The following is a 25602-nucleotide window of genomic DNA, read 5'->3' as shown; positions in this document are numbered from 1 at the left end:
ACGCCTGGCCCAGGTCGACCGCGCGTCAGTCTCCGCGCAGCACGTCGAGCGCGTGTGCGAGGTCGGCGGGGTACTCCGACACGAAGGTCGTCCACTCACCGCTGCCGACGTGCACGAACGCGAGTTGCTTCGCGTGCAGCCATTGCCGCTCGAGGCCGAGCCGGGCAGACAGCGTCGGGTCGGCGCCGTACATCGAGTCGCCCGCGCACGGGTGACGCTGGGCAGCCATGTGCACACGGATCTGGTGCGTGCGGCCCGTCTCGAGATGCACCTCGAGCAGCGACGCGTACGGGAACGCCTCGATCGTCTCGTAGTGGGTCACCGCGTGCTTGCCGTCGGCGGTCACCGCGAACTTCCACTCCGAGCGGGGGTGCCGGCCGACCGGCGCGTCGATCGTGCCGGCGAGCGGATCAGGATGGCCCTGCACGATCGTGTGATAGATCTTCTCGACCTCGCGGTCGTGGAACTGTCGCTTCAGGTCGGTGTATGCGCGCTCCGACTTGGCGACGACCATGAGCCCGCTCGTGCCCGCGTCGAGGCGGTGCACGACTCCTTGGCGTTCGGGTGCACCGGAAGTGGAGATGCGGAATCCGGCGGCGGCCAGCGCCCCGACCACGGTCGGCCCGTTCCACCCGACCGAGGGGTGTGCTGCGACTCCCGCCGGCTTGTCGACGACGACGAGGTCGTCATCGTCGTGGATGACGCCGAGATCGGGAACCGCGATCGGTTCGATCGTGAGACCGCGCGGCTCCTCCCAGCTCACCTCGAGCCAGGCGCCGGCACGCAGACGGTCGGATTTGTCGACGGATGCCCCGTCGAGGCTCACGCCGCCACGGGACGCGATCTCCGCGGCCAGTGTGCGCGAGAACCCGAGGAGCTTTGCGAGCCCCGCGTCGACGCGCGAACCGTCGAGACCGTCGGGAACAGGGAAGGAGCGGTTCTCCATCAGGCGCCGTGCGCGGCTTCGCGCAGCCGGGCATCGCCCTCGCCCGCGGTGGCCTCCGGCGCGGCCGGCGCTGTCTCGGCGGTTTTTGATTCGCGCGGTTGACGCGAGCCGTCGAGGCCGATGCCGCGAATCGTGAGGATCATGAAGAGCACCATGCTCGACACGATCGCCATGTCGGCGACGTTGTAGATGGCCGGGATGAGCCACGGCGTCGAGATGAAGTCGATCACGTGCCCGAGGCCGAAGGACGGCTCCCGGAAGAGCCGGTCGGTCAGATTCCCGACCACACCGCCGAGCAGGAGCCCGAACACGATGGCCCACGCGACCGAGCGGATACGACGTGCGAACCACACGATGAAGGTGATGACGCCTGCGGCCAGGATCGTGAAGATCCAGGTCATGCCGCTCGCGAACGAGAACGCGGCACCGGGGTTGCGCACGAACTGCCATTGCAACAGCGTTCCCAGTACGGGCACGATCTCACCTTCGGTGAGGTTCGTGACGACGAGGAACTTGCTCAGCTGGTCGAGGCCGTACGCCGCGATTGCGGCGCCGGCCACGACCAGGAGTGCTGTGGTTGAGCCGACCTTGACGGCCCGCTCAGCCTCCAAAGCCCTGGAAGGTCGGTGCGGGCTGCTCAGCGGGCAGGCCCGCCGGAGCGGAGAAGCCCTGGTTGCCCGACGCCTGCACCGGGGCCGCCGTGTCGAGCTCGCGGAGCTGGCCCTCGATGTAGTTCTTCAGCTTCGCCCGGTAGTCGCGCTCGAACAGGCGAAGCTCGTCGACGCGCTTCTCGAGCGCCACGCGCTCCTGGTCGAGCACGCCGATCTGGGCGCGCTGCTTCGCTTCGGCCTCGGCGACGACACGCGCAGCAGTCGCGTGGCCCTCGGCGATGAGCGCGTCGCGCTTCTCGATGCCCTCGCGCACGTGCTCCTCGTGCAGCCGGCGGGCCAGCTGCAGGAGGTTCGTGGTGCTCGTCTGCTCGTCGAAGTCCGACTGCGGAGCTGCGGGCTGCTGCATCTGCACCGCGACGGTGGGAGGCGGCGCAGCCGGCTCGGTGTACACCGCCGGGGTCGGTGCCGCGGCAGCCGGCGCCTTCGAGGCATCCGCAGCACGGGCCTCTGCCGCTGACAGCCGCTGACGCAGCTCTTCGTTCTCCCCGTACAGTCGACGAAGCTCGACCACGACCTCGTCGAGGAAATCGTCGACCTCATCTTGGTCGTACCCTTCCCGGAACTTCGTCGCCTGGAAGCGCTTGTTGACCACATCTTCCGGAGTTAGCGCCATGGCTTTCCACCCTCAAATCTGTCGAACTGTTCGATCACGTTCAGCTAACGGTAGCAAAGAGATCCTCAGAGTCGTGAGTGCCGATCTTCTCGACCTCATGCTCGGAGGAGATCATCAGCCGGGCACGGCCGCTGCCTGCGCCAGAAGCGACACCACTGTCATCGCCACGATCACCACGAGCATGGCCAGACTCCAGCCCAGATCGAGGGCGACCTGGCCGATGCGGATCGGCGGCACGAGCCGCCGGAAGAAGCGCACGAGCGGATCGGTGAGACTGTAGACGAGCTCCACGATCACGAGCCAGGCGCCTCTCGGGCGCCACGATCTGTTGAAGGTGCGCACCAGATCCAGCACAAACCGCCCCCACATCACGAAGAAGTAGATGAGCAGCAGCGCGTAAAGGATGTTCCAAACGACGACGAGAGCGCCCACGGGGCGCTACGCGTGCGTGAAGAACGACGCGTCGACGTCGCCTTCGCTCTCGCCGGTCTCTCCCGAGACAACGACGTGCGCGGGCGAGAGCAGGAACACCTTGCTCGTGACGCGCTCGATCTTGCCGTAGAGGCCCTGTGAGAGGCCGCTGGCGAAGTCGATGAGACGCCGAGCGTCGGCATCCGACATCTGTGAGAGGTTGATGATCACCGGTACTCCCTCGCGGAAGGACTCGGCGATCACCTGCGCGTCACGGTATTGACGCGGGTGGACGGTCAGGATCTCGTTCATCTCCGCCTGCGGTGTGCTCGGTTGGACATGGTTCTTGCGCAGCGGTGTGACCGCCGCGCCGGTCCGCGGGGCAGGCGCCGCGGTCACGACCGGCGTCACCGGTACGGGCGCGTGTGCCTGCTGGGTCTCCTCTTCGAGCTCTTCATCGGCGAGTCCGAGATAGACCATGGTCTTCTTGAGCGGGTTCGACATCGCTGCCTCCGTCTGTGTTCCGTCTCTTCGAGGTTAACCGGCGACCGGCCGATTCCCGGTGATTGCCGTTCCGATTCTCAGGTGTGTCGCACCCTCCATGATCGCGTCGCGAAAATCGTGCGACATCCCCATGGACAGATCGCGTGCAGTGGGTTCTAATGACTGCACGAGTTTGGAGAACTCTCGCATGCGCGCGAACGCGGGCCGCGCAGGCTCGCCGAGCGGAGCGACCGCCATGAGCCCTCGAAGCCGCAGCCCGGGTGTGCCGAGCACCCGCTCGACGAGCGACTCGAGCGCGTCGGGAGCGACGCCGCCGCGGCCGGGGTCATCCGTCAGGTTCACCTGCACGAAGCAGTCGACGGATGCCTCGTCGGAACGGAGCCCGTCGACGAGCGCAGCGCGGTCGACCGAGTGGATCGCCGAAGCGTATGCGCGCACCTGTTTGGCCTTCTTGCTCTGCAACTGGCCGATGAAGTGCCAGCGCAAACCGAGACTCGCGAGCTCGGCGGCCTTGGCTTGCGCTTCCTGATGGCGGTTCTCGCCGAAATCGTCGACCCCGAGCGCCGCGAGCTCGGCGACGAGCGTCGCCGGCTGGAACTTGGTGACGACGATCGTTGTCAACTCGTCTGCGTCACGACCTGCGTCGGCCGCGGCATCCGCGATTCGCCCGGTCACCTCGACCAGGCGCTCGGCGAGCGTGTCGGCGCCCGCCGCGGCGCTCCGGCCGCGGATGCCGTTCACTTCAGGAAGTCGGGGATGTCGAGGTCGTCGTCATCGGTGTCGAACGCGGGGTCGGAGACGATCTGGTCTGCGGTGCTCGACTCGACCTCGCCCCAGTTGGCCGTCTCGACCAGTTCGTCGATGTCGATCTCGGCGATCACGTCGGCGGCCTCTCCCGAGATGGCACCGCCGCCGACCGCCGCACCGACCACGGCCGGCGCGAAGTTCGTGCGCCGGGCCTCGACGGGCTTCGCTCCCGGTTCGCCGCCGTCGAAGCCGGCGGCGATGACCGTGACGCGTACTTCGTCGCCGAGCGTGTCGTCGATGACGGCACCGAAGATGATGTTGGCCTCGGGGTGCACGGCCTCCTGCACGAGGCGTGCGGCGTCGTTGATCTCGAAGATGCCGAGGTTGGATCCGCCCTGGATCGAGAGCAGCACACCGTGCGCACCGTCGATCGATGCTTCGAGCAGCGGACTCGCCACGGCGAGTTCGGCGGCCTTGATGGCGCGGTCGGCCCCTCTCGACGAGCCGATGCCCATGAGCGCCGAGCCCGCACCCTGCATGACCGACTTGACATCGGCGAAGTCGAGGTTGATGAGGCCTGGAGTCGTGATGAGGTCGGTGATGCCCTGCACGCCGGCGAGGAGCACCTGATCGGCGGTCGCGAACGCTTCGAGCATCGAGATGCCGCGGTCGCTGATCTCGAGCAACCGGTCGTTCGGCACCACGATGAGGGTGTCGACCTCGTCTTTCAGGCGTGCGACGCCCTGCTCGGCCTGTGTCTGGCGTCGCTTGCCCTCGAAGCCGAACGGCTTCGTGACGACACCGATGGTGAGCGCGCCGATGGACTTCGCGATGCGCGCGACGACCGGCGCACCGCCCGTGCCCGTGCCGCCGCCTTCGCCCGCGGTGACGAAGACCATGTCGGCGCCCGCGAGCGCCTCCTCGATCTCCTCCGCGTGGTCTTCGGCGGCTCTTCGGCCGACCTCGGGGTCGGCGCCGGCGCCGAGGCCGCGCGTGAGGTCGCGCCCGACGTCGAGCTTGACGTCGGCGTCGGACATCAGCAGCGCCTGCGCGTCGGTGTTGATCGCGATGAACTCGACTCCGCGGAGGCCGAGTTCGATCATGCGGTTGACGGCGTTGACACCGCCGCCGCCGATGCCGACGACCTTGATGACGGCGAGGTAGTTCTGGTTTGTCGACATGACCGGCCTTCCGTGCGAACTCTGAACCTCTAGTCGAAGGTTAAAGTTTTGCTGAGTATGCAATTCCTGAAGTTGACGGTAGGTGCCCGTCGCATCCTCCTGCGCAAGGCGCGCCCGCGTGTCGCGAACCGCGTCCCGGATCAGCCCGAAAACAGCCTCGCAGGCCCCTCGGTCACCGCGTGACGGCGCTCGTCGGAGACGAGACGTCGTACTCACCGACCACATCGGGCGGTGCAGCAACCATGAGGTCCGCCAACACCGCCGCCTTCTGCGCCGATTCCTCGGAGCTGCCCCAGACGACCGTCGCTCCCGATGCGAGCTCCAGGCGCACATCGTCGGCCGTCGCCGCCGACGCCCCCACGAGCTGCCCCCGCACCTCGGGCGGCAGGCTCCTGATCACGGCTGCAGCTGCGCGGAACCCCTCGCCCGCGACACCGCCCTCGGCCACGATGAGCGGCTGCCCCTCGGGTCGCTCCGCCGGCCGCTCGATCACGACACCCGCTGCGTCGACGAGTTCGAATCCCTCGCCGCTGTCGACGACACCCACCGGAACACGCTCCACGATGCGCACGACGAGGGTTCCGGGCGGGATGGTCTCCGTCGAGTACGTCTCGATGAGGGGGAAGTCGGAGAGCGCCGCGAGCACATCGCCGCTCGCGATCAGCGGCAACGGCGTGCCGAGGGTGTCGGAGAACGCCGCCTGCACCTCGGCCACCGGAATGCGGGATGCACCCTCGACGCGCACCTCGCGCAGTGCCATCAAGGGCGAATAGGCGGCGACCGCGACCACCACCACGAGCGCCGCGACGGAACCGAGCACGACCGACCAGACGATGCGCCGGCGCCGGGACCGCTTCGTGAAGCGCCGAACCTCGTGGCGCTCGTACCGGCGCCGTTCCCTCGCGGCGGCCGCGACCGCACGCTTGGCGGCCCGTGCATCCCGTGGCAGCGGGCCTGCTTTCGAACGGCCATCGCCCGCGGCGTCCGTCTGCGACTCGGGCACTCGTGGGGCGACTCGCGGGTGCGCCGATCCCGACGCGATCGAAGACACCGGAGCTGCGGCGACGACGTCGATCGGCTCCGTCGAGATGCGGTCGGGAGCGAAAGACGGCGAACTCGCGGCGCCCGCGCCGCGCTTCCTGGTTCCGGCCCGGACCACTGGTTCGGATGCGGCGGCCTGCGCCGCCCGGCCGCCCGTCTCGCCGGGATCCCGGGAAGCCGGACGCTGTGAGCGCGGTGCACGCGCGACCGGCCCGTCGAACCCCTGGGGCCGCTTCACTCCAGCACCACCGTCATCCGCGCTCCCGCTCGAGCGAGCCGAGCAGCTGCGGCACGATGCGGTACACATCGCCGCAACCGAGGGTGATCACGAAGTCGCCCGCACGTGCGATGCCCGCGGTGTAGTCGGCGGCCTCCTGCCAGTCGCGCACGAATGCCACGTGCGACGGGTCTTCGAATCGCTCGCTCACGAGTGCTCCGGTCACGCCGGGCTCGGGGTCCTCCCTGGCGCCGTAGACATCGAGCACGACGGTCTCGTCGGCGAACTGCTCGAGCACCTCGGCGAACTCCTTGGCGAAGAGCCGCGTGCGACTGTAGAGATGCGGCTGGTGCACCGCGATGATGCGTCCCTCCCCCACCACGGTGCGTGCAGCCGACAGCGCGGCCGCGACCTCGGTCGGGTGGTGCGCGTAGTCGTCATAGACGCTCACACCGCCGACGGTGCCGTGCAGCTCGAAACGCCGGCCGGTGCCGGCGAACCGTGCGATGCCGGCCAGAGATGCCGCGGGGTCGAAGCCGAGGCCCACGAGCACCGCGAACGCACCCGCCGCGTTGATCGCATTGTGGCGCCCCGGGATGCGGAGCTGGGCGCGATACTCGGAACCCAGGTAGGAGACGGCGAATGCCACGGGGCCGTCGGTTGCGATGGAGTGCACGCGCACCGTCGCATCCGCCGCCTCGCCGAAGGTCATCACTCGCTCGTGCGCGAGTCTCGAGGCCACCCGTGCCGCGCCGACGTCGTCGGAGGAGATCACGACGAACTCACGGGCCCGGTCGGCGAAATCGACGAACGCCTGCTCGAACGCCTCGAGCGAACCGTAGTGGTCGAGATGGTCGGGGTCGACGTTCGTCACAAGTGCGACCGAGGTGTCGTAGAGCAGGAAGGAGCCGTCGGACTCGTCGGCCTCGACCACGAACAACTCACCGTCGCCCGATGCGGACGAGACGCCGAGTTCTTCGATGACGCCGCCGTTGACGAAGCTCGGGTCTTCACCGAGCGCGAGCAGGCCAGTGACGATCATGCCGGTCGAGGTGGTCTTGCCGTGGGCGCCGGCGACCGAGACGAGCCGCTGGCCTGCGATGAGCGCGGCGAGGGCCTGCGAACGGTGCAGCACCGGCAGGCCGCGCTCGAGTGCGAGCTGGTACTCGGGGTTGTCGAGCCAGAGCGCCCCGGTGACGACGACCGTGTCGACGTCGTCGGCGAGGTTCGCCGCGTCATGGCCGATCGCGATCTCGGCGCCGAGCGCTCGCAATGCCGCGATATTGTCGGAGTCGCGGGCGTCGGAGCCCGTGACCCGGTGTCCGGCCTCGAGCATGAGCCGCGCGATGCCGCTCATGCCCGACCCGCCGATGCCGACGAAGTGCACGGTGCCGAGTTCAGCGGGGATCGGAGCGGAGAGGTCGGGCTTGATCGTCACGGTGCGGCTGTTCTTCCTCGGTACGGTCGGAATGCGGTCGGTCGGTCGCGGGGCGCCCGACGGGCGCTGGATTCGGTGCGAACGGATGCCGCGACATCCGTTCAGTCAACGTTACGCGCCTCGCAGGCGGTCGTCGGCTGCCTCGCCGAGCGCCTCGTCGACGAGTGCGACCATGCGGTCGGTGCCGTCGCGGAAACCCACGGATGCCGCGGCGGCCGCCATCTCGCGATGGCGGTCGGAGTCGGTCAGCAACGGCAGCAGTTGCGCGGCGACCCACTCGGGCACGAAGTCGGCATCGTCGACGAGCACGCCGCCGCCGGCTTCGACGACGCCGGCGGCGTTGAAGCGCTGCTCGCCGTTGCCGACGGGGTACGGCACGAACACTGCCGGGATGCCGAGCGCCGCGAGCTCACTGACCGTGGCCGCGCCGGCGCGCGAGACGGCGACATCTGCGACCGCGAGAGCGAGGTCCATGCGGTCGGCGTACTCGACCATGCGATAGCCGTCGACTCCTGGGTCTGCGACCTCGGAGTTCGCGCCCGTCACGTGCAGCACCTGCCACCCGGCAGCCGCGATCGTGGCCGCCGAGTCGACCATCGTGCGGTTGATGCGGCGTGCGCCCAGCGAGCCGCCCGTGGCCAGCAGCACCGGCCGGGACGCGTCGAGACTGAAATGAGCGGCCGCATCGCCGCGACGTGCGGGAGGGTCGAGCGTCTCGATCTCACGACGAAGCGGCATGCCGACGAGGCGGGCGCCGGGCAACGGGGTGGCCTCGAATGCGACGCCGACGGTTGCGGCGAATCGGGCGCCGAGCCGATTGGCGAGCCCGGGCTTCGCGTTGGCCTCGTGGATCGCCACCGGGATGCCGGTCCGGCGTGCGGCCAGGTACGCCGGCGTCGAGACGTAGCCGCCGAACCCCACGACGACGTCGACCCCGCGCTCGTCGATGATGGCGCGGACCGACTCGATCGACGCGCGGAATCGCGCTGGGAATGCGAGAGCCGCACGGTTCGGGCGCCGCGGGAACGGCACCTTCGGGATGGTCAGCAGTTTGTAGCCGCGAGCGGGCACCAGCCGCGCCTCGAGTCCTTCGGCCGTGCCGAGCACGAGCACGGTTGCCGCTGGGTCGCGCTCGCGCAACCTGTCGGCTACCGCGAGCAAGGGGTTCACGTGTCCGGCTGTGCCCCCGCCTGCGAGGAGATAGACGGTCATCGCGGTGCCCGCGCAGACGCCCCGCGTGTCTTCTTGCGCGACGCGGCACGAGCGGCGGCACGAGAAGCCGCCTCGGGGTCGCGGGCGACCGACAACACGATGCCGATCGCGAAGAGCGTGGTGAGCAGGGCCGTGCCACCCGCCGAGACGAGGGGAAGCGGCACGCCGAGAACTGGGAAGACGCCGAGCACGACACCGATATTGACACACGCCTGACCGATGATCCACACGAGCACCGCCGCAGAGACGGCGCGGGCGAACGGGGTGCGAGCCCCGCGCAGCACGCGACTGAGTGCGACGGCGAGCAGCACGAACATCGCGATGACGACGATGGCGCCGATCAACCCGAGTTCTTCGCCGATGATGGCGAAGATGAAGTCGTTGTCGGCGGCCGGCAGCCACGACCATTTCGCGGCGGAGTTGCCGAGGCCGACGCCGAAGATGCCGCCGTTGGCGAGGGCGAATGAGCCGTGCTGGATCTGCCAGCAATCGCTGACCGCGTCGCCCGTGCCGCCGCTCTCGCAGTTCGCGTCGAGGAACGAGGTGATGCGTCGGAGTCGGCTCTCGCTCGAGATCGCGACGAGCACGAAGATGGCCCCCGCGGCGAGGAGCGGCGGGATCAGCAGCCGCAATCGCACGCCGATGAGGAACAGCGCGCCGAGCAGCATCGCCCCCATGACCATGACGGTGCCGAGGTCGCCGCCGAGCAGCACGAGCCCGATCGCACCGCCGCCGACGAGGATGATCGGCAGGATGCCGTGCACGAGATTTCCGAGCAGCGCCTCCTTCTTCGTGACGATCAGGCCGAGCCACATGACGAGGGCGACTTTGATGAGTTCCGACGGCTGGAACTGCAGGGGCCCCAGCTGGATCCAGTTCGTGTTGCCGCCGACCTTGATGCCGAGCGGCGTCGCCACGACCAGAAGCTGGAGGAAGCACGACGCGATGAGCACCGGCCATGCGATCCGCATCCAGAACCGCTCGGGCATGCGGCTCGCGATGAGCATGATCGGAACGCCGAAGACGGCATAGAGCGCCTGCCGCAACGCTTGGGCGAAGAAGCTCTCATCTTCGAGATGCGATTGCACGACAGATGCCGAAAGCACCATGACGAGTCCGAAGACGACAAGGAAGAGCGTGGTGCCGAGGAGCAGGAAGTAATCGGCCGACTCGACGCGGAACACGCGGCCGAGCCGGATGCGGGCGGCGGAGACGCCCGGCCGGTCAGGCTCCTGGGAGCGGTTCGCGCGGGGCGGCGTCGCCATCCGCCTCACCCCCCAGCATCGATCGGACTGCGTCATGGAACCGCCGCCCGCGGTCGCCGTAGTCGGCGAACTGGTCCATCGACGCCGCAGCAGGCGCAAGCAGCACAGTGTCGCCGTCTTCAGCAACCCTCACGGCCAAGGCGACCGCGTCGGGCATCACCGTTTCAGTGTCATCCGTCGCCACTTCGAAGAGCGGCAGCTCGGGGGCGTGTCGGCGGAACGCGGCAACGAGGGATGCGCGATCGACGCCGATCACGATCGCCGCGCGCAACCGCCCGACGTGCGCAGCGACGAGCGAATCGGCGTCGACGCCCTTCAGCAGACCGCCGACGATCCAGACCACCTTGCCGAACGCGCGCAACGAGGCTTCGGCCGCGTGCGGGTTCGTCGCCTTCGAGTCATCGACCCAGCGGATGCCACCGGCGACCGCGACCGTCTCGATGCGGTGCGCGTCGAGACGGAACTCGCCGAGCGCGTCGTGGATCACGCCCACCGGTACCCCGTACGAACGCGCGAGCGCCGACGCGGCGAGGATGTTCGCCACGACGTGCGGGGCGGCGAGTCCATGCGGCTCCAGCTCGTCGAGCGTGATGATCTCGAGCGCTGCCGAACGACGATCATCGAGGAACGCCCGGTCGCAGAGAATTCCGTCGACGACGCCGAAGTCGCTCGGGCCGGGCACGTCGAGTCCGAACCCGATGGCGCGAGCACCCTCTTCGACCTCGGCCTCTTCGACCATGAAACGCGTCGCCTCGTCGGCGCGGTTGTACACGCACGCGACCTTCGTGTTCTCGTAGACCGTCGCCTTCGCCGCACGATACGCCTCGGGTGAACCGTGCCAGTCGAGATGGTCGTCGGCCACGTTCAGCACGACGCTCGCCCAGGGGTGCAGCGCGCCTGGTCCGGTCTTCGGCAGATGATGCAACTGGTAACTCGAGAGCTCGACGACGAGCACGTCGAAGCCGCCTGGGTCGCGCACGGCGTCGAGTACCGGAACCCCGATGTTGCCGCACGGTGCCGCGCGCAGGCCGTTGGCGGCCAAGAACGTCGCCGTCATCTGCACGGTCGTGGTCTTGCCGTTCGTTCCGGTCACGAGGACCCACTCGGCGGCATTCACCTTGTCGCGCACGCGCCAGGCGAGCTCGATGTCGCCCCACACCGCGACCGCCTCGGTCGCAGCCCACGCGAGCACGGGATGATCGGGGGGCAAGCCCGGCGAGGCGACGACGAGTTCGGGTGCGAACCGCACGACCGCGGTCGGCACGGCATCGAGCGGATGCCGCAGCAGCTCTGCTCCGATCACCTCGAGAATGCCGGCACGGTCGTCATCGACTTCGGGCGCGACCACGAGCACCCTCGCACCGAGCTCGGCGAGCGTATCGGCGACGGCGAAGCCCGTGACACCGAGTCCGAGTACGACGACGCGAAGATCCGACCAGTCGGCGTACCAGCTGGTCAGCGAATCGAGGCGATGGGGCACGCGAGTTGCAGCATCCGTCATCAGCTCTGCAGCCACTCGAAGTAGAAGGCGCCGACGCCCGCGGCGACGAGCAGGCCGCCAATGATCCAGAAGCGCACGACGATCGTGACCTCGGCCCAGCCCTTCAGCTCGAAGTGGTGATGGATCGGGCTCATCAGGAAGATGCGTTTGCCGTGGGTGAGCTTGAAGTAGGCACGCTGGACGATGACCGACCCCGTCTCGATGACGAAGAGTCCGCCGATGAGCAGGAGGAGCAGTTCGGTGTGGCTGACGATCGCGAGGGCTGCGAGGGCGCCGCCGAGCGCCAGCGACCCCGTGTCGCCCATGATGATCTTCGCGGGGTTGGTGTTCCACCAGAGGAAGCCGATGAGGCCGCCGACGATCGCCGTCGCCACGATCGCGATGTCGAGTGGGTCGCGCACATCGTACGAACGGTACGCGTCGCTCTGGTTGAGGCCCTCGCTGAACCTCGACTGGTTGAACTGCCAGAAGCCGATGATGACGAACGAGCCGATCGCGAGGATCGAAGCGCCGGCGGCGAGGCCGTCGAGGCCGTCGGTGACGTTCACGGCGTTCGAGGTGCCGGCCGTGATCACGCAGACCCACAGAACGTAGAGGATGATGCCGACGACAGTGCCGAAGACCATGAAATCGAGCGGGAGATCTCGGATGAACGAGACCTTCGTGTTCGCCGGCGTAATGCCGTGCTCGTTCGGGAACTGCAATGCGAGGAGCGCGAACACGCCAGCGACGACCACTTGGCCGGTCACCTTCGCCCAGCCACCGAGCCCGAGACTCTGCTTCTTGCGCGTCTTCAGGAAATCGTCGAGGAATCCGACCGCACCGAGGCCGACCATCATGAAGAGCACGAGCATGCCCGACGCCGTCGGCTTCTCGTTGCTGACGAGCGTCGCCACGAAGTATCCGAACAACGCGCCCAGGATGAAGATGATGCCGCCCATCGTGGGCGTGCCGCGCTTGACGTGGTGGCTCTTCGGCCCATCGTCGCGGATGAACTGGCCCCACCCGAGCCGTGTGAACAGCCGGATGAACAGCGGGGTCAGAAACAGCGTGAAGGCGAGCGACAACGCCCCAGCGGTCAGCAGTGCTCTCACGCGAACCATTCTCTCAATCGGTCATCGAGCAGGCCCATCATCTGCCCAGCCCCGCCGAGTTCCTGCACAGTGCTCACGCGAACCATTCTCCCAGTCGGTCGCCGAGGTGGCGGAGGCCCGCCGCATTCGACGATTTCACCAATACCGTGTCGCCGGAGCGCACGGAAGACGTGACGAGGTCGAATGCCTCGTCGGCGGACTCGACGAACGCGGATTCGCCGTCCCATGAACCTTCATTGATCGCCGTGATGTGCAGGCGCCGGGCGCCCGCCCCCACCACGACGAGCTGCGAGATGCCGAGGCGAACGGCCAGCAGGCCGATGCGATCGTGCTCCTCGCCCGAGAACTCGCCGAGTTCGCTCATCTCGCCGAGCACCGCGATCGTGCGCGAGCCGGGCGCTTTCACCTGCGCGAGCGTCTTGAGCGCGGCCGACATCGAGTCGGGGCTGGCGTTGTAGGCGTCGTTGATGATCGTCACACCGTCGCGGCCCCCCATGACCTGCATGCGCCAGCGCTCGGCAAGGGTCACCTGTTCGAGCGCGTCGACGACCGCGGGCAGAGCCACGCCGAGTTCGATGGATGCCGCGATCGCCGCGAGTGCGTTCATGACGTGGTGCTCGCCCAGCACCGAGAAACGCACGCGTGCCGTCTCGCCACCCGGAATCGTCACGGTGAAGTCGGTACCGCGTGCGTGCGCCCGGATGTCACTGGCGCGCACGTCGGCGGCCTCGCCGAATCCGAACCAGACGACGCGCGCCGCGGTCAGGCCAGCCATGGGCACCACTCGCGGGTCGTCGGCGTTCAGCACCGCGACATCCGTCTCGAGGAGGTCGGTGACCATCTCGGACTTGGCGCGCACGGTCTGCTCGATGCCGCCGAACTCACCGGCGTGAGCGAGCCCGACTTTGAGCACGATGCCGACGTCGGGGCGGGCCATGCGTACGAGCCGAGCGATCTCGCCGACCGCCGATGCCCCCATCTCGGCGACGAGGAACTCGGTTTCAGAGGTGAGTTCCAGCATCGTGATCGGAGCACCGACCTCGTTGTTGAACGAGGCGCGTGCAGCGACCGTCGGGCCGACCCGCTCGAGCACGGTGCGCAGCAGGTTCTTCGTCGTCGTCTTGCCGTTCGAGCCGGTCACGCCCACGATGCGGAGACGGCCGAGCTCGCGCACCAGGCGCACGACCTCGGTCGCCAATGCCCCGAGGGCATCGACCGAATCGGTGACGACGATCTGCGGCACCGGCACCGGCAGCTCGAGCGCGTGCTCGACGATGAGCAGAGCGGCACCCTGCTCGGCCGCGGCGGGTGCGAAGCGGTGGCCGTCATCGAACTCGCCTCGCTTGGCGACGAAGACTCCCCCGACACCGATCTCACGCGAGTCGGTCGTCACGACGCCGTCGATCATCGTTTCGGGAGCGGCATTCGTGCCGTCGAGTCGGAGCACGCCGCCGGTGGCCGAGGCGATCTCGGCCAGGGTCAGGGCGATCATGCCGGCCACCCCGCATCGCGCAGCGCCTGTCTGGAGTCGTCTCTGGCCGAATACGGGATCTTCACACCCTTCACCTCGTGATAGTCCTCGTGCCCTGGGCCCGCATAGAGGATCGCATCGCCTTCGCCGGCGAGGGCGAGCGCTGCGCGGAATGCCTCGCGCGGCTGGGCGATCTCGTGGATCTCACGCTCGGGCACCGCAGCGCGGGCGCCGGCGATGAGCGCGGCGCGAATGGCCGCAGGGTCTTCGAACCGCGGGTGGAAGTCGGTCACGACGAGTACGTCGGCGCCGCGAGCGGCGATCGCGCCCATCTCGGCGCGCTTCGTCGTATCGCGGTCGCCGTCGGCGCCGAAGACCATGACGATGCGCCCGTCGGTGCTGCGCCGGATGGCGCCGAGCGTCTGCAGGAACGCGTCGGGGCTGTGGCCGTAGTCGATGTAGACGACGGGGCCCCGGTCGCCCGAGATGCGCTCCGCCCGGCCCGGGATGTAGGCGTCGACGCCGCCATCGCGTTCGAGCGCTGCGGCGATGAGGTCGAGGTCGTAGCCGGCCTCGGTGAGCATGACGATCGCGAGTGCTGCGTTGGCAGCCATGTACCAACCGAGCAGTGGAACCTGCGTCTCGAGTCGGCGTCCGCCGGGCCCCTCGAGCAGGAACGAGGTGTGGTCGGCGCCCTCTTCGAGCACGGTGACGCGCCAATCGGCGCCGACTCCCTTGACGGTCGTCAGTGTGGTCACCGGAATGCGCGACTCTGCGAGGAGGCGACGACCCCACTCCGAATCGATCGTGACCACGCCGCGACGCGCGCGCTCGGGCTGGAACAGGTCGCGCTTCGCCTCGAAGTACTCGTCCATCGACGAGTAGTCGTCGAGGTGGTCGTGGGTGAGGTTCGTGAAGCCGACGACGTCGAAGACGAGTCCGTCGACGCGGTGACGCGAGAGCGCCTGTGCGGAGACCTCGACGCCGACGGCTCGCACCTCGACCTCGCGCATGCGAGCGAGCAGGGCGTGCAGTTCGCTCGCCTCGGGTGTGGTGAGCGAGCTCGTGACGGCCTCGTCGCCGATGCGGCGTTCAGCGGTCGAGGTGAGCCCGGCCATGACGCCGAGCTGGCGCAGGATGCCGTAGAGCAGGTAGACGACGCTCGTCTTGCCGTTCGTGCCGGTGACGGCGAAGAGCGTCGCGGGGTTCTCGGCGGTGCGGTGGATCCACGCCGCGACGTCTCCGAGCGCGGCGCGCGCGTCAGCCGTGACGAGGATCGGCAGGCCCGCGTCGGACGCGAGCTCGGCGCCGGCGGCATCGGTGAGCAGCGCGACCGCGCCCGCGTCGCGCGCTGCACCCGCGAACTCGGCGCCGTGCACGTTGCGCCCGGGAACCCCGACGTAGAGGTCGCCGGGTTGCACGGCCTTCGATGACAGGCCGACGCCCGTCACCTCGATTCCGCTGATGTCGCCGAGCACGGCGAACCCGAACGCTTCGGCGAGGCCGGAGAGCGATCGAGCACTCGGGTGCTTCGGCCGGAGGGCCGTGAGAGGCGATCCGGTCACGAACCCAACTTTCTCACCAGGTAGCTGGCAGCTCGGGCGCCGGGGCGCCGGATGGAACGGTCCGGTACTTCTTCAGCACCTGGCTCATCACCTCTTGGAAGACGGGAGCGGATGCGGCGGACGAATTCATCTTAACGGGATTCATGATGCTCACCGAAACGACGAACTGCGGATCGTCGGCCGGAGCGAAGCCCGACACGGAGACGAGGTAGCCGTGCAGGTAGCCGCCGTTGCCATCGGGGACCTGCGCGGTTCCGGTCTTCGCTGCGACGCGGTAACCGGGGATGTTCCATTCGTCGGAGAGCCACGCGTCTTGGTAGACGCGCTCGAGCATCTGACTCGTCTCGGAAGCGGCTTCCGGCGAGATGACCTGCTCACCCTGCGACGGCGTCGTCGTCGCCGCGCCGTCATCGCTGACGCAGCCGTCGACGAGGCTGACCGGCATGCGCACGCCGCCGTTGGCGATGGTCTGGTAGACGCCGGCGATCTGCACCGCCGTCGTGGTGAGCCCCTGTCCGAACATCGTGGCGTACTTGGTCTGGTTGTCCCAGTCCTCGTCGGGGTCGCCGTGCAGGTCGCCGCTCGCCTCGGCCGGGAAGCCGACCTCGGTCTCGGAGCCGAGGCCGAACTTCAGCATGTCGTCGTACCGTTCGCGGTCGGTCATCAGTTCGCCGAACTTCGACATGCCGGTGTTCGACGATTCGATGAGCACACCCGTGAGGGTGAGCTGCTGATCGTCATGACGGGAGCTGTCGTTGATGTCGGCCCCGTTCGAGGGCTCGTATCGATACGGCGCCACGACCTGGCTGAACGGGTCGGCCTTGCCTGCATTGACGACGGATGCCGCGGTGAGCGCCTTGAACGTCGAGCCCGGTTCGAACGGTGCGGTGAACGATCGAGATCCCCGATCATCCTCAGCAGTCGCCGATGGCTCGTTCGGGTCGACCGTCGGAACATCGGCGACGGCGAGGAGCTTTCCGGTCTTGGCCTCCATCACGGTGACCGTCGCCCAATCGGCACCGGTCGCCTGGCGCTGCGCCTCGGCGATGCGCTGCACCTCCCATTGCAGGTCGGTGTCGATCGTGAGCTTGAGCGTGCCGCCATTGCGTGCCTGCTTGTGCACGTCCTCGGTGCCGGGAATCTTCACCCAGTCCTGCAGGCTGTGCAGGTAGCTGATCTCGCCGTTCTCGCTCGCGAGGCACTCGTCTTCCGAGAGCTCGAGTCCGGCCGCAGGCTCGCCGTCGGTGCCGACCCAGCCGATGAGGTTTCCCGCCACCGCGCCGTTCGGATAGCGACGGCTCGGGTGTTCGTCGGCGTACACCCACGGAATGTCGAGCGCCTTCACCGCTTCGTACGTCTCGGTGTCGACGAGCTTGACGACGTAGGCGTAGTCGGAGCTCGGATCCTCTGCGAGCGCCGCGGTGATGATGCCCTGCACCTGGTCGCCGGTCAGTCCAACGACGGCGCCGAGTTCCGCCGCCAGCTCCGCCTGCGGCACCTCGACCTTCTTGGTCGAGTCGGGGTCATCGGGGTCGGGCACCTCGCGCTCCACGAGCGCCTTGGACGCCTGCTTCGGCGACAGCGTGATGTCGTACCTCATGACGCTGTCGGCGAGCACCTTGCCGTTGGCGTCGACGATGTCGCCTCGCGCTCCATAGACCGTGACCGGTTGTGAGCGGGCGTCCTGAGCCTGCTCGCTGAGTTCGGACGCCCGCACGACCTGGATGTCGACGAGGCGCACGACGAACACGCCCACCACGGCGACGAGCACCGCCGCGGAGAACAGGATCCGCCGCATCGGGTGACGGCTGGTGCGGTTCATCGGAGCCTTCCCAATGGTCGTACGGTCAGTGCGTGGCAGGAGTCGGCAGACCCCCGTCGGCGGGCGGCGCAGCGGGTGCGCCAGCTGGTACGTCGGCCGCCGCGCCACCGGGAACTCCCCCGGTCGGAGTCTCTCCCGCGGGCTGCTCGCCGCCGGACGGCACGCCGTCGATCAGCGCATTCGGGACGAGCGGCGCAGACGCGCCGGCACCGCCCGACGCTGCCGTGGGCTGGCCGAGCACAGCGCCATCGGAGAGTCGCAGGTACACGGGGTTCGAGTTCGGCACCATGCCGAGACCCTCGGCCTTCGTCGCGAGGAACTGGGGAGACTCGACACGGTCGAGGTCTTCCGCGAGCGTCGCCTCTTCGCGATCGAGTGCGGCCTGGCGCGTCTGCAGAGCGTCGATGTCGTAGGCCCCCTGCGTGACGGCGATCGAGAGCAGCAGCTGGGCGACGATGATGACGACGACGCCCCCGAGCGCGATGACGGCGTAGGCGAGTCTCGGCTTCGCGCGGGCGGCGCGTACGGCGCGCTCGGGCGCCGGCCGAAGACGCCCCGGTGCGCGCTCGGGGGCGACCCGGCGCGGCGCGGGGAGGGATTGGGCGGGCACTGCACTCATCACGGCCTCCGCAGTCGTTCGGCCGCGCGCAGCCGCACCGGCTTGGCACGCGGGTTCTCCACCTGCTCGGCCTCGCTCGCGAGCTCGGCGCCGCGCACGAGGAGTTTGAAGACCGGGCGGTGTTCGGGCAGTTCCATCGGCAGCCCGGCAGGGGCGGTGGAACTCGACGCGGCGCTGAGCGCGCGCTTGACGATGCGGTCCTCGAGCGACTGGTAGGCCAACACGACGATGCGACCGCCGACGGCGATCGCCTCGAGCGCTGCCGGCATCGCACGCTCGAGCACCGACAGCTCTTCGTTGACCTCGATGCGGAGTGCCTGGAAGACGCGTTTGGCGGGGTGCCCCTGGCGCTGCACGGCGACCGGGGTCGCAGCCTGGATGACGGCGACGAGTTCGGATGAACGGGTGATCGGAGCATCCGTTCGCGCCCGGACGATGGCTCGTGCATATCGCGCGGCGAGCTTCTCTTCGCCGTAGTCGAGGAAGATGCGGCGCAGCTCCTCTTCACTCTCTTCGGCAATGACGTCGGCTGCGGTGCGACCGCTCGTGAAGTCCATGCGCATGTCGAGCGGCGCGTCTTTCGAGTACGCGAAGCCGCGCTCGGCCCGATCGAGTTGGAGCGAGGAGACGCCGAGGTCGAAGAGCACCCCCTGCACCTCGCGGAACCCCGCCGAGCGCACCGCGCGCTCGATGCCGTCGTACACCGTGTGCACGAATCGCGCGCGGTCGCCGAACTTCGCGAGTCGCTCCCGTGCAATGGCGAGTGCGTCAGTGTCACGGTCGAGGCCGATGACGGTGAGTTTCGGGAACCGTTCGAGCAACGCGGCCGCGTGTCCGCCCATGCCGAGCGTTGCGTCGACGAGCACGGCGCCGTCACCCTCGATGGCGGGGGCCAGGAGCTCGAGCGTGCGCTCGAGCATGACCGGGGTGTGGATGCGTTCGATGTCCATGATCTGCCTTGCCTTCCGGGCCTCGGGTTCCGATCCCCATCCGTTCGTCCTGATGCGGGGAAGTGCACCAGGCGCGGCCGGCTGGGAGTCGGAGCCCGAGGATCAGAAGAGTCCGGGGATCACCTCCTCCGCCGTGTCCGCGAAGGCCGCCTCTTGCTCGGCGAGGTAAGTCGCCCATGCCGTCGCATCCCAGATCTCCACCCGGCTGCCCGTGCCGATGACCGTGAGGTCGCGGTCGAGGCCCGCGTACGCGCGAAGCGTTGCCGGGATGGTGACGCGATGCTGCTTGTCGGGGGTCTCCGCGGAAGCCCCCGAGAGGAAGACGCGCATGTAATCGCGCGCCTGCTTGCTCGTTACCGGGGCTTGGCGGATCTTGTCACTCATGCTCTCGAACTCCCGTGCGCTGAACACGTAGATGCAGCGTTCCTGCCCGCGCGTGAGCACGAGGCCGCTCGAGAGCTCCTCCCGGAACTTCGCCGGAAGAATGACGCGGCCTTTCTCATCAAGCTTTGGTTCATAGCTACCGAGGAACACCACATCACCCCCTTTCCTCCGGCCAGAATCCAGGTGACCCCACTTTACTCCACTCTCATCCACCAATCAACGACATTCGCTCGTTTTCCTCGTCAGCTGGCTGTGAGTTTCCCGGTAACAGTGGGAAGACCGAGCGTGGAGTGGAGTGGAGGGAGTTCCGCGGCGGAGCACGAGAAGCAGGCGCGATCAGCCGCGATCAGCCGCGATCAGCGACGGATGGCTCCGGCCGAGCTGTCCGAACGGTCGATCTCGACTCCCGGCGCACGAAAAAACGGGCCGATCCGAAGATCGACCCGTTCAGCTGGTGGGAAGTGGAGGGATCAGTCGTGGCCCTGCTGGCGGCGATCCCAACGATCGTTCATGCGGTCCATGAAGCCGCCGCCCGAACGGCGTCCGCCCTGCGTTGCGGCTGCGGGCTCCGAAGGGGCGGCCGTGGCCGCGCCTCGCTTCGACGGCGTGATCGCGACGAGCACACCCGCGAACATCAGGGCGAACCCGATGACGCCGATGATGAGCAGCTGCGATGCCACCCCCGCGATGAGTGCGCCGGCGCCGGCGACGGCGAGCAGCACGCCCAGCACGATGGCCCGGTAGTTCGGTCTGCGCCCTCGAACGCCGCCGACTGCTTGAACGAAGTCGGCGTCATTGCGATAGAGGTTGCGCTCCATCTCTTCGAGAAGACGTTGCTCCTGCTCTGAAAGCGGCATCTCACTCCCCTCAGGCTTCGGGATCGACGCATCCGAGTTCATTCTAGCCCTGCGCTGCCTCGCTAGGCTAGGCAGGTGGCTCACGGTTCCCGACTGGTCGATTTGGTGCACGAACGCATCGAGGATTTCCTCGCCGAACGCACCTCCATTCTCCGCTCGATCAGCCCCGACCTCGAGCCGCTCGATGCGTTCTCACGGCGCTTTCTCAGCGGAGGCAAACGGTTCCGGGCGCTGTTCTGCTACTGGGGCTGGGAGGCCGTCGGTGCGCGCGGGTTCGACCCGTTCGCGGGCGACGACGGTCGCGACCGGTTCCCCATCGTCTCCGCGGCATCCGCGCTCGAGATCTTCCACGCCGCCGCCCTGCTGCACGATGACATCATCGACAACTCCGACACCCGGCGCGGTGCTCCGTCGGCGCATCGACTCTTCGAGCAGTTGCACACCGATTCCGGCTGGGCCGGCAGCTCCCCCGACTTCGGCCGCGCCGCGGCGATCCTGCTCGGCGACCTGCTGCTCGGGTGGAGCGACGAGCTCCTCGACGAGGGCCTCTCGGCACTGCCCGATCGCGAAGCCGCCCGGGGCGCGCGCGGCGAGTTCATGCGCATGCGCACAGAGGTGACCGCCGGTCAGTACCTCGACATCCTCGAGGAGCGCGCCTGGCTCGCCCAGCCCGAATCGGAGCAACGGCTCCGCGCCGAGCGCGTCATAGTCTACAAGTCGGCCAAGTACAGCGTGGAAGCACCGCTCGTGATCGGCGGAGCGATCGCCGGAGCCTCGAGTGCCCAGCTCGGCGCCCTTCGAGCGTTCGGCCTGCCGCTCGGCATCGCCTATCAGCTGCGCGACGACCTGCTGGGCGTCTTCGGCGACCCCGAGGTCACCGGCAAGCCGAGTGGCGACGACCTGCGCGAAGGCAAGCGCACCATCCTCATCGCCATCGCCCGCGAACGACTCACGCCCGGCCAGCGCCGCTTGCTCGACGAACTCCTCGGCGACCCCGACCTCACGCCCGAACAGGTGCGGATGCTGCAGCGCACCATCGGCGAATGCGGCGCGGTCGACGAGGTCGAAGCGCTCATCACCACGAACGTCGCGAAGGCGATGGCGGCGCTCGACGACGCACCGCTCAGCCGCGATGCCCGAGCCGAACTCGGTTCACTCGCAAAGACGGTCACCCGTCGGGCGAGCTGAACCACCGGCCCCCACGCGCTGCACAGCGCCGCGGCGACGTCGGATCAGGCCAGCGCCTGCGCAATGCGACGCACCTCGGCCTTTCGGCCTGCCCTGAGGGCGGCGATCGGCGAGGTCCCGAGGCTGTCTTCCTCGGCGAGCATCCACTCGAGCGCTTCAGTATCGGTGAAGCCCGCGTCGGAGAGCACGTTGGCCGTACCGTGCAGTTCGGGCAGGGGCGCTTCGTCTCGGAGGAACACCGACGGTACCTTCAGCACACCGTCGACCCGGGCGGCGAGCAGATGCCGGTCGTCGATGAGTCGGCGGATGCGACTGGGGCTCTGCCCGAGCATCTCGACGAGGTCGGGAACAGTCAGCCAGTCGGTCTCGGCAGCATCGGTCACGGATCAAGACTGCCATGACCCGGGCGACTTCCGGAACCCGAACTTGAGTGCGAGCGGCCGCGGAGCGTCGCGGCACGGCTTCACCGGACTCGCGCTGAGGTGTTTGACTCGTCCGTGGGGCTATGCGACGGTTGCCGCGGGGGCCGGGAGCAACGCGCCGGCGAAGGGGGAAAGATGTCGTACGAAGCCGAGACCGAGCCTGAACCAGACCCGGCGGCCCGTTCCCGACGGGCCGAGTTCGAAATGCCTCGCCGCCGTCGAGGCATCCGCCGGTTGATCACGCTGCCGCTCGCGGTCGTCTCGACGATCGCCGTCACGCTCGGCATCGCACAGCCCGCCGAGGCGGTGCCGCAATCGGCGAAGCGGTTGCCGAAGGCGAAGGCGACGAATGCGCCGACCGCGCCGCCCGCGTCGAGTGCGCCATCGGCCGCCGTCGTGCCCGGCGAAGTGACCGTCGGCGACGGCGACACCGTGAGCGGCATCGCCGAACGGTACGGCGTGGCCACTGCCGACATCCTGGCGCTGAACGGTCTCGGATGGTCGAGCCTGATCTTCCCGGGCCAGCGACTCGCCCTGCCCGGCGACACCGCGGCTCCTGCTCCCGCTCCTGCGCCTGCGCCGGTCGCCGCCGAGCTCTCCCGCCACACGGTCGCCGCAGGCGACACCATGAGCGGCATCGCCGCGGCGTACGGGCTTTCGCTCGACCAGGTGCTCAGCGTCAACGGACTCAGCCGACAGAGCCTGATCTTCCCCGGCGAGTCGATCGTGCTTCCGCCTGCGACCGGGGCGGCCGATGCGCCGGCCGCGCCTGCGCCGTCGCCGTCACCCGCACCGCAACCGGCACCGCAGCCGCCCGCCGACCCGGTCACCGCCGACACCTACGTCGTGGTGGACGGCGACACGCTCTGGGACATCGCGGCGCGCCACGATGTCGGCGTGCAGGAACTCGTCGCGGCAAACGGACTCGATGCTTCCGCCGTCATCCGCGCAGGGCAGGTATTGCGCATCGCCAGGCCCGTCGCCGTAGTGGCCGTCGCATCCGTGAGCGTCACTCTCACCGACGAGATGCGCGCCAACGCTCGGATCATCATCGATGTCGGCCGCGCCCTCGGCGTCTCCGACCAGGCCATCGTCATCGCCCTCGCTGCGGCCGCACAGGAATCCGGACTCAAGAACTCGAACTACGGCGACGCCGACTCACTCGGGCTCTTCCAGCAGCGTCCGAGTCAGGGCTGGGGCACCGTCGAAGAGGTGCTCGACCCGGTTCGGGCATCGACGGCGTTCTTCGGCGGTGCCGCAAACCCGAATCCCGGGCGCACCCGGGGCCTCCTGGGCATCACGGGCTGGGAGAAGTTGACCGTCACCCAAGCTGCCCAGGCCGTGCAGCTGAGCGCCCACCCCGACCATTACGCGAAGTGGGAGGCGTCGGCGAGGGCCTGGCTCTCCGAACTCGGGTGATCCGGGCGGCGCCGCTTATCACGATGGGATTGCGATCGGCGCGCCGTCGGCGTTTGGGCCGACTGCGGCATATACCCCTTCGTAGACTCGGAGAGTGACCACCGCGCCCGCAGATCCCATGATCGGCCGTCTCATCGACGGCCGCTATCAGGTGCGCTCGCGGATCGCTCGCGGCGGTATGGCCACTGTCTACCTCGCGACCGACCTGCGCCTCGAGCGCCGGGTCGCGATCAAGATCATGCACGGCCACCTCGCCGACGACAACACCTTCAAGACCCGCTTCGTGCAAGAGGCCCGCTCGGCCGCACGACTGGCCCATCCGAACGTCGTGAACGTCTTCGATCAGGGCCAAGACGCCGACATGGCCTACCTCGTCATGGAATATCTGCCGGGCATCACGCTCCGCGACCTGCTGAAGGATTACAAGAAGCTCACGCCCGAGCAGACCGTCGACATCATGGACGCCGTGCTGTCGGGCCTGGCAGCCGCGCACAAGGCCGGCATCGTGCATCGCGACCTCAAGCCCGAGAACGTGCTACTCGCCGACGACGGGCGCATCAAGCTCGGTGATTTCGGCTTGGCACGGGCCGCCAGCGCGAACACCGCCACCGGGCAGGCACTGCTCGGCACGATCGCCTACCTCTCGCCCGAACTCGTCACCCGTGGCGTCGCCGACGCTCGCAGCGACATCTACGCGGTCGGCATCATGATGTACGAGATGCTCACGGGCGAGCAGCCCTACGTCGGCGAAGCGCCGATGGCGATCGCCTACCAGCACGCGAACGACCAAGTACCCACGCCGAGCTCGAAGAACCCCGCGGTGCCGGTCGAACTCGACGAGCTCGTGCTCTGGGCGACCGCCCGAGACCCCGAGGAGCGACCGAACGACGCTCGCGAGATGCTCGACCGGCTGCGCGAGGTCGAGCCGTCGATCCGCTCATCGCACCGTCCGCTCACCACTCAGGCGACGATGGTACTGCCCGCTTCAGCGCTGCCAGCCGGTGCCGCGACGGCGGAGACCCGCGTGCTCAGCGGTGGCGGTGCGGCGATCGCCTCGACGGCGACCCTCGAGGCATCCGACGGCGACGACACCGCGGCGCTCGCGAAGAGTGCCGATCGACGCAAGCGACGCGGCTACTGGATCCTCGCCTTCATCGTGCTCCTCACGGGGCTCGCCGTCGGCACCGGCTGGTACTTCGGCGCGGGGCCGGGTGCGCTCACCCAGGTGCCCGAGACCGCGGCTCTCACCCCCGACAGCGCGACGACCGTGCTCCAAGAGGCCGGGTTCACGGTCGAGCCCGCCGAACGGAACGACCCCGTGGTGCCGATCGGCCAGGTCTCGGGCACAGACCCCGAAGCCGGATCGCAGGCACAACGCGGCTCGCTCGTCACGCTCTACGTCTCGAAGGGGCCGAGCATCCTGTCGGTTCCCGAGGTGCGAGGCTCCCCCTCCGCCGAAGCCCGCGACGCGCTCAGCGACTTCACGGTCGCCGAAGGCAGCGCCATGCAGTTCTCGACCGATGTGCCGGCCGACCTCGTCATCGACGTGCTCGATGCCGAGGGCAATTCCGTCGGTTCCGAATACGCCGAACTCGGCAAGCTCACGCTCGTGGTCTCGGCCGGCGCTGTGCCCGATATCGTCGGCATGCCCAGGGCAGAGGCCGAGGCCGCGCTCGACGCCGTAGGCCTGACAATGAACGAGGTCGGCTCCGAGTTCGACAACTCCGGGGCAATCGAGGCCGACGCCGTGTTGAGCGCGAGTGCGAACACCGATCCCGTGCGACCCGCCGACTCGATCGATGTGGTCATCTCGAAGGGCCAAGACCTCGTGAGCGTGCCGAACGTCGTCGGCATGAAGCTCTCCGATGCGATCGAGGCGCTCGAGGCGGCGGAGTTCACCGTCGCGCACAGCTTCCCCGCGCCGTTCCTGGCGTTCGTCACCGTGACCTCGCAAGACCCCGCCGCGGACGCGCAGGCCGTGCGCAGGAGCGAAGTGAAGCTCGTCGGCACGCTCACGCTTTGAGCAAAGCAGATCGGACGAACGGCCTGACGCCGGCCGCCCGC

Annotated in this window: 24 protein-coding genes; 3 read left to right on the top strand and 21 right to left on the bottom strand. The window is 68.5% G+C overall.

Features of this window, described 5'->3' with window-relative positions; genetic code table 11:
* Positions 1-25 precede the first annotated feature (25 nt).
* From AC1C2R_RS15295 to AC1C2R_RS15200, 20 genes are all read right to left on the bottom strand, one after another.
* Positions 26-946, bottom strand: coding sequence for an RluA family pseudouridine synthase (locus AC1C2R_RS15295; protein WP_495380527.1), 921 nt, complete (start codon positions 944-946; stop codon positions 26-28).
* Positions 946-1557: a signal peptidase II gene (lspA, locus tag AC1C2R_RS15290; RefSeq protein WP_495380526.1), complete on the bottom strand. Its 612-nt coding sequence runs from the start codon at positions 1555-1557 to the stop codon at positions 946-948. Before lspA ends, AC1C2R_RS15295 begins: the two co-directional genes overlap by 1 nt.
* Positions 1547-2230, bottom strand: coding sequence for a DivIVA domain-containing protein (locus AC1C2R_RS15285; protein ID WP_495354242.1), 684 nt, complete (start codon positions 2228-2230; stop codon positions 1547-1549). Before AC1C2R_RS15285 ends, lspA begins: the two co-directional genes overlap by 11 nt.
* A 114-nt stretch (positions 2231-2344) precedes the next feature.
* Complete coding sequence (locus AC1C2R_RS15280) at positions 2345-2662, bottom strand: YggT family protein (protein ID WP_495354243.1); 318 nt, start codon at positions 2660-2662, stop codon at positions 2345-2347.
* A 6-nt stretch (positions 2663-2668) separates the two neighbouring features.
* Entirely contained in the window at positions 2669-3145 is a 477-nt protein-coding gene (locus AC1C2R_RS15275; RefSeq protein WP_495354244.1) for a cell division protein SepF, read from the bottom strand.
* Between the two features lie 33 nt (positions 3146-3178).
* Entirely contained in the window at positions 3179-3886 is a 708-nt protein-coding gene (locus tag AC1C2R_RS15270) for a YggS family pyridoxal phosphate-dependent enzyme (protein ID WP_495380525.1), read from the bottom strand.
* Positions 3883-5073 (bottom strand): cell division protein FtsZ, encoded by a 1191-nt coding sequence (gene ftsZ / locus AC1C2R_RS15265; protein ID WP_495354246.1) that lies wholly within the window; start codon positions 5071-5073, stop codon positions 3883-3885. Before ftsZ ends, AC1C2R_RS15270 begins: the two co-directional genes overlap by 4 nt.
* Positions 5074-5245: 172 nt before the next feature.
* Entirely contained in the window at positions 5246-6352 is a 1107-nt protein-coding gene (locus AC1C2R_RS15260; RefSeq protein ID WP_495380524.1) for a cell division protein FtsQ/DivIB, read from the bottom strand.
* A 13-nt stretch (positions 6353-6365) separates the two neighbouring features.
* Positions 6366-7769 (bottom strand): UDP-N-acetylmuramate--L-alanine ligase, encoded by a 1404-nt coding sequence (gene murC / locus AC1C2R_RS15255; RefSeq protein ID WP_495380523.1) that lies wholly within the window; start codon positions 7767-7769, stop codon positions 6366-6368.
* Positions 7770-7880: 111 nt separating this feature from the next.
* Positions 7881-8981, bottom strand: a complete 1101-nt coding sequence (gene murG / locus AC1C2R_RS15250; RefSeq protein WP_495380522.1) for an undecaprenyldiphospho-muramoylpentapeptide beta-N-acetylglucosaminyltransferase — start codon at positions 8979-8981, stop codon at positions 7881-7883.
* Entirely contained in the window at positions 8978-10246 is a 1269-nt protein-coding gene (gene ftsW, locus AC1C2R_RS15245) for a putative lipid II flippase FtsW (RefSeq protein ID WP_495380521.1), read from the bottom strand. Before ftsW ends, murG begins: the two co-directional genes overlap by 4 nt.
* Positions 10206-11747: a UDP-N-acetylmuramoyl-L-alanine--D-glutamate ligase gene (gene murD, locus AC1C2R_RS15240; protein WP_495380520.1), complete on the bottom strand. Its 1542-nt coding sequence runs from the start codon at positions 11745-11747 to the stop codon at positions 10206-10208. The genes ftsW and murD overlap by 41 nt, the downstream gene beginning before the upstream one ends.
* Positions 11747-12841 carry a phospho-N-acetylmuramoyl-pentapeptide-transferase gene (gene mraY, locus AC1C2R_RS15235; protein WP_495354252.1) on the bottom strand — a complete coding sequence of 365 codons (1095 nt, stop codon included), beginning with the start codon at positions 12839-12841 and terminating at the stop codon, positions 11747-11749. The genes murD and mraY overlap by 1 nt, the downstream gene beginning before the upstream one ends.
* Positions 12842-12914: 73 nt before the next feature.
* Positions 12915-14333, bottom strand: coding sequence for a UDP-N-acetylmuramoyl-tripeptide--D-alanyl-D-alanine ligase (locus AC1C2R_RS15230; protein ID WP_495354253.1), 1419 nt, complete (start codon positions 14331-14333; stop codon positions 12915-12917).
* Positions 14330-15877, bottom strand: a complete 1548-nt coding sequence (locus tag AC1C2R_RS15225) for a Mur ligase family protein (RefSeq protein WP_495354254.1) — start codon at positions 15875-15877, stop codon at positions 14330-14332. Before AC1C2R_RS15225 ends, AC1C2R_RS15230 begins: the two co-directional genes overlap by 4 nt.
* Positions 15878-15890: 13 nt before the next feature.
* Entirely contained in the window at positions 15891-17699 is a 1809-nt protein-coding gene (locus AC1C2R_RS15220; RefSeq protein ID WP_495380519.1) for a peptidoglycan D,D-transpeptidase FtsI family protein, read from the bottom strand.
* A 25-nt stretch (positions 17700-17724) separates the two neighbouring features.
* A complete protein-coding gene (gene ftsL / locus AC1C2R_RS15215) occupies positions 17725-18318 on the bottom strand; it encodes a cell division protein FtsL (protein ID WP_495380518.1) in 594 nt (197 codons plus the stop codon).
* The gene (gene rsmH, locus AC1C2R_RS15210) at positions 18318-19268 is read right to left on the bottom strand and encodes a 16S rRNA (cytosine(1402)-N(4))-methyltransferase RsmH (protein ID WP_495354257.1); all 951 of its coding nucleotides are present in this window, start codon (positions 19266-19268) and stop codon (positions 18318-18320) included. Before rsmH ends, ftsL begins: the two co-directional genes overlap by 1 nt.
* A gap of 102 nt (positions 19269-19370) precedes the next feature.
* A complete protein-coding gene (mraZ, locus tag AC1C2R_RS15205) occupies positions 19371-19802 on the bottom strand; it encodes a division/cell wall cluster transcriptional repressor MraZ (protein WP_495354428.1) in 432 nt (143 codons plus the stop codon).
* A 320-nt stretch (positions 19803-20122) separates the two neighbouring features.
* The gene (locus AC1C2R_RS15200; protein ID WP_495354258.1) at positions 20123-20509 is read right to left on the bottom strand and encodes an SCO2097 family morphological protein; all 387 of its coding nucleotides are present in this window, start codon (positions 20507-20509) and stop codon (positions 20123-20125) included.
* A gap of 75 nt (positions 20510-20584) precedes the next feature.
* Between AC1C2R_RS15200 and AC1C2R_RS15195 the strand changes: the two genes are divergently transcribed.
* On the top strand, positions 20585-21697 hold the full coding sequence (locus AC1C2R_RS15195) for a polyprenyl synthetase family protein (protein WP_495354259.1): 1113 nt from the start codon (positions 20585-20587) through the stop codon (positions 21695-21697).
* Between the two features lie 44 nt (positions 21698-21741).
* Here the strand turns inward: AC1C2R_RS15195 and AC1C2R_RS15190 are convergent, their stop codons facing one another.
* On the bottom strand, positions 21742-22080 hold the full coding sequence (locus AC1C2R_RS15190; RefSeq protein WP_495354260.1) for an Rv2175c family DNA-binding protein: 339 nt from the start codon (positions 22078-22080) through the stop codon (positions 21742-21744).
* A 243-nt stretch (positions 22081-22323) separates the two neighbouring features.
* On the opposite strand from AC1C2R_RS15190, the gene AC1C2R_RS15185 reads away from it, so the two are divergent.
* Positions 22324-23538 (top strand): LysM peptidoglycan-binding domain-containing protein, encoded by a 1215-nt coding sequence (locus AC1C2R_RS15185; RefSeq protein WP_495381103.1) that lies wholly within the window; start codon positions 22324-22326, stop codon positions 23536-23538.
* A 94-nt stretch (positions 23539-23632) separates the two neighbouring features.
* Positions 23633-25561, top strand: coding sequence for a Stk1 family PASTA domain-containing Ser/Thr kinase (gene pknB / locus AC1C2R_RS15180; protein WP_495380517.1), 1929 nt, complete (start codon positions 23633-23635; stop codon positions 25559-25561).
* The last annotated feature ends 41 nt before the right edge of the window (positions 25562-25602 follow it).

The sequence above is a fragment of the Agromyces sp. Y182 genome (genome assembly GCF_059445385.1).
Note: the sequence above shows the minus strand (reverse complement) of the source record. Positions and strands in the feature narration are given on the sequence as shown.

Coding starts and splice junctions, on each gene's coding strand:
- AC1C2R_RS15295 (WP_495380527.1), bottom strand. CDS start 946: ATGGAGAACCGCTCCTTCCCTGTTCCCGACGGTCTCGACGGTTCGCGC.
- AC1C2R_RS15285 (WP_495354242.1), bottom strand. CDS start 2,230: ATGGCGCTAACTCCGGAAGATGTGGTCAACAAGCGCTTCCAGGCGACG.
- AC1C2R_RS15275 (WP_495354244.1), bottom strand. CDS start 3,145: ATGTCGAACCCGCTCAAGAAGACCATGGTCTATCTCGGACTCGCCGAT.
- ftsZ (WP_495354246.1), bottom strand. CDS start 5,073: ATGTCGACAAACCAGAACTACCTCGCCGTCATCAAGGTCGTCGGCATC.
- murG (WP_495380522.1), bottom strand. CDS start 8,981: ATGACCGTCTATCTCCTCGCAGGCGGGGGCACAGCCGGACACGTGAAC.
- ftsW (WP_495380521.1), bottom strand. CDS start 10,246: ATGGCGACGCCGCCCCGCGCGAACCGCTCCCAGGAGCCTGACCGGCCG.
- murD (WP_495380520.1), bottom strand. CDS start 11,747: ATGACGGATGCTGCAACTCGCGTGCCCCATCGCCTCGATTCGCTGACC.
- AC1C2R_RS15230 (WP_495354253.1), bottom strand. CDS start 14,333: ATGATCGCCCTGACCCTGGCCGAGATCGCCTCGGCCACCGGCGGCGTG.
- AC1C2R_RS15220 (WP_495380519.1), bottom strand. CDS start 17,699: ATGAACCGCACCAGCCGTCACCCGATGCGGCGGATCCTGTTCTCCGCG.
- ftsL (WP_495380518.1), bottom strand. CDS start 18,318: ATGAGTGCAGTGCCCGCCCAATCCCTCCCCGCGCCGCGCCGGGTCGCC.
- rsmH (WP_495354257.1), bottom strand. CDS start 19,268: ATGGACATCGAACGCATCCACACCCCGGTCATGCTCGAGCGCACGCTC.
- AC1C2R_RS15200 (WP_495354258.1), bottom strand. CDS start 20,509: ATGCCGCTTTCAGAGCAGGAGCAACGTCTTCTCGAAGAGATGGAGCGC.
- AC1C2R_RS15185 (WP_495381103.1), top strand. CDS start 22,324: ATGCCTCGCCGCCGTCGAGGCATCCGCCGGTTGATCACGCTGCCGCTC.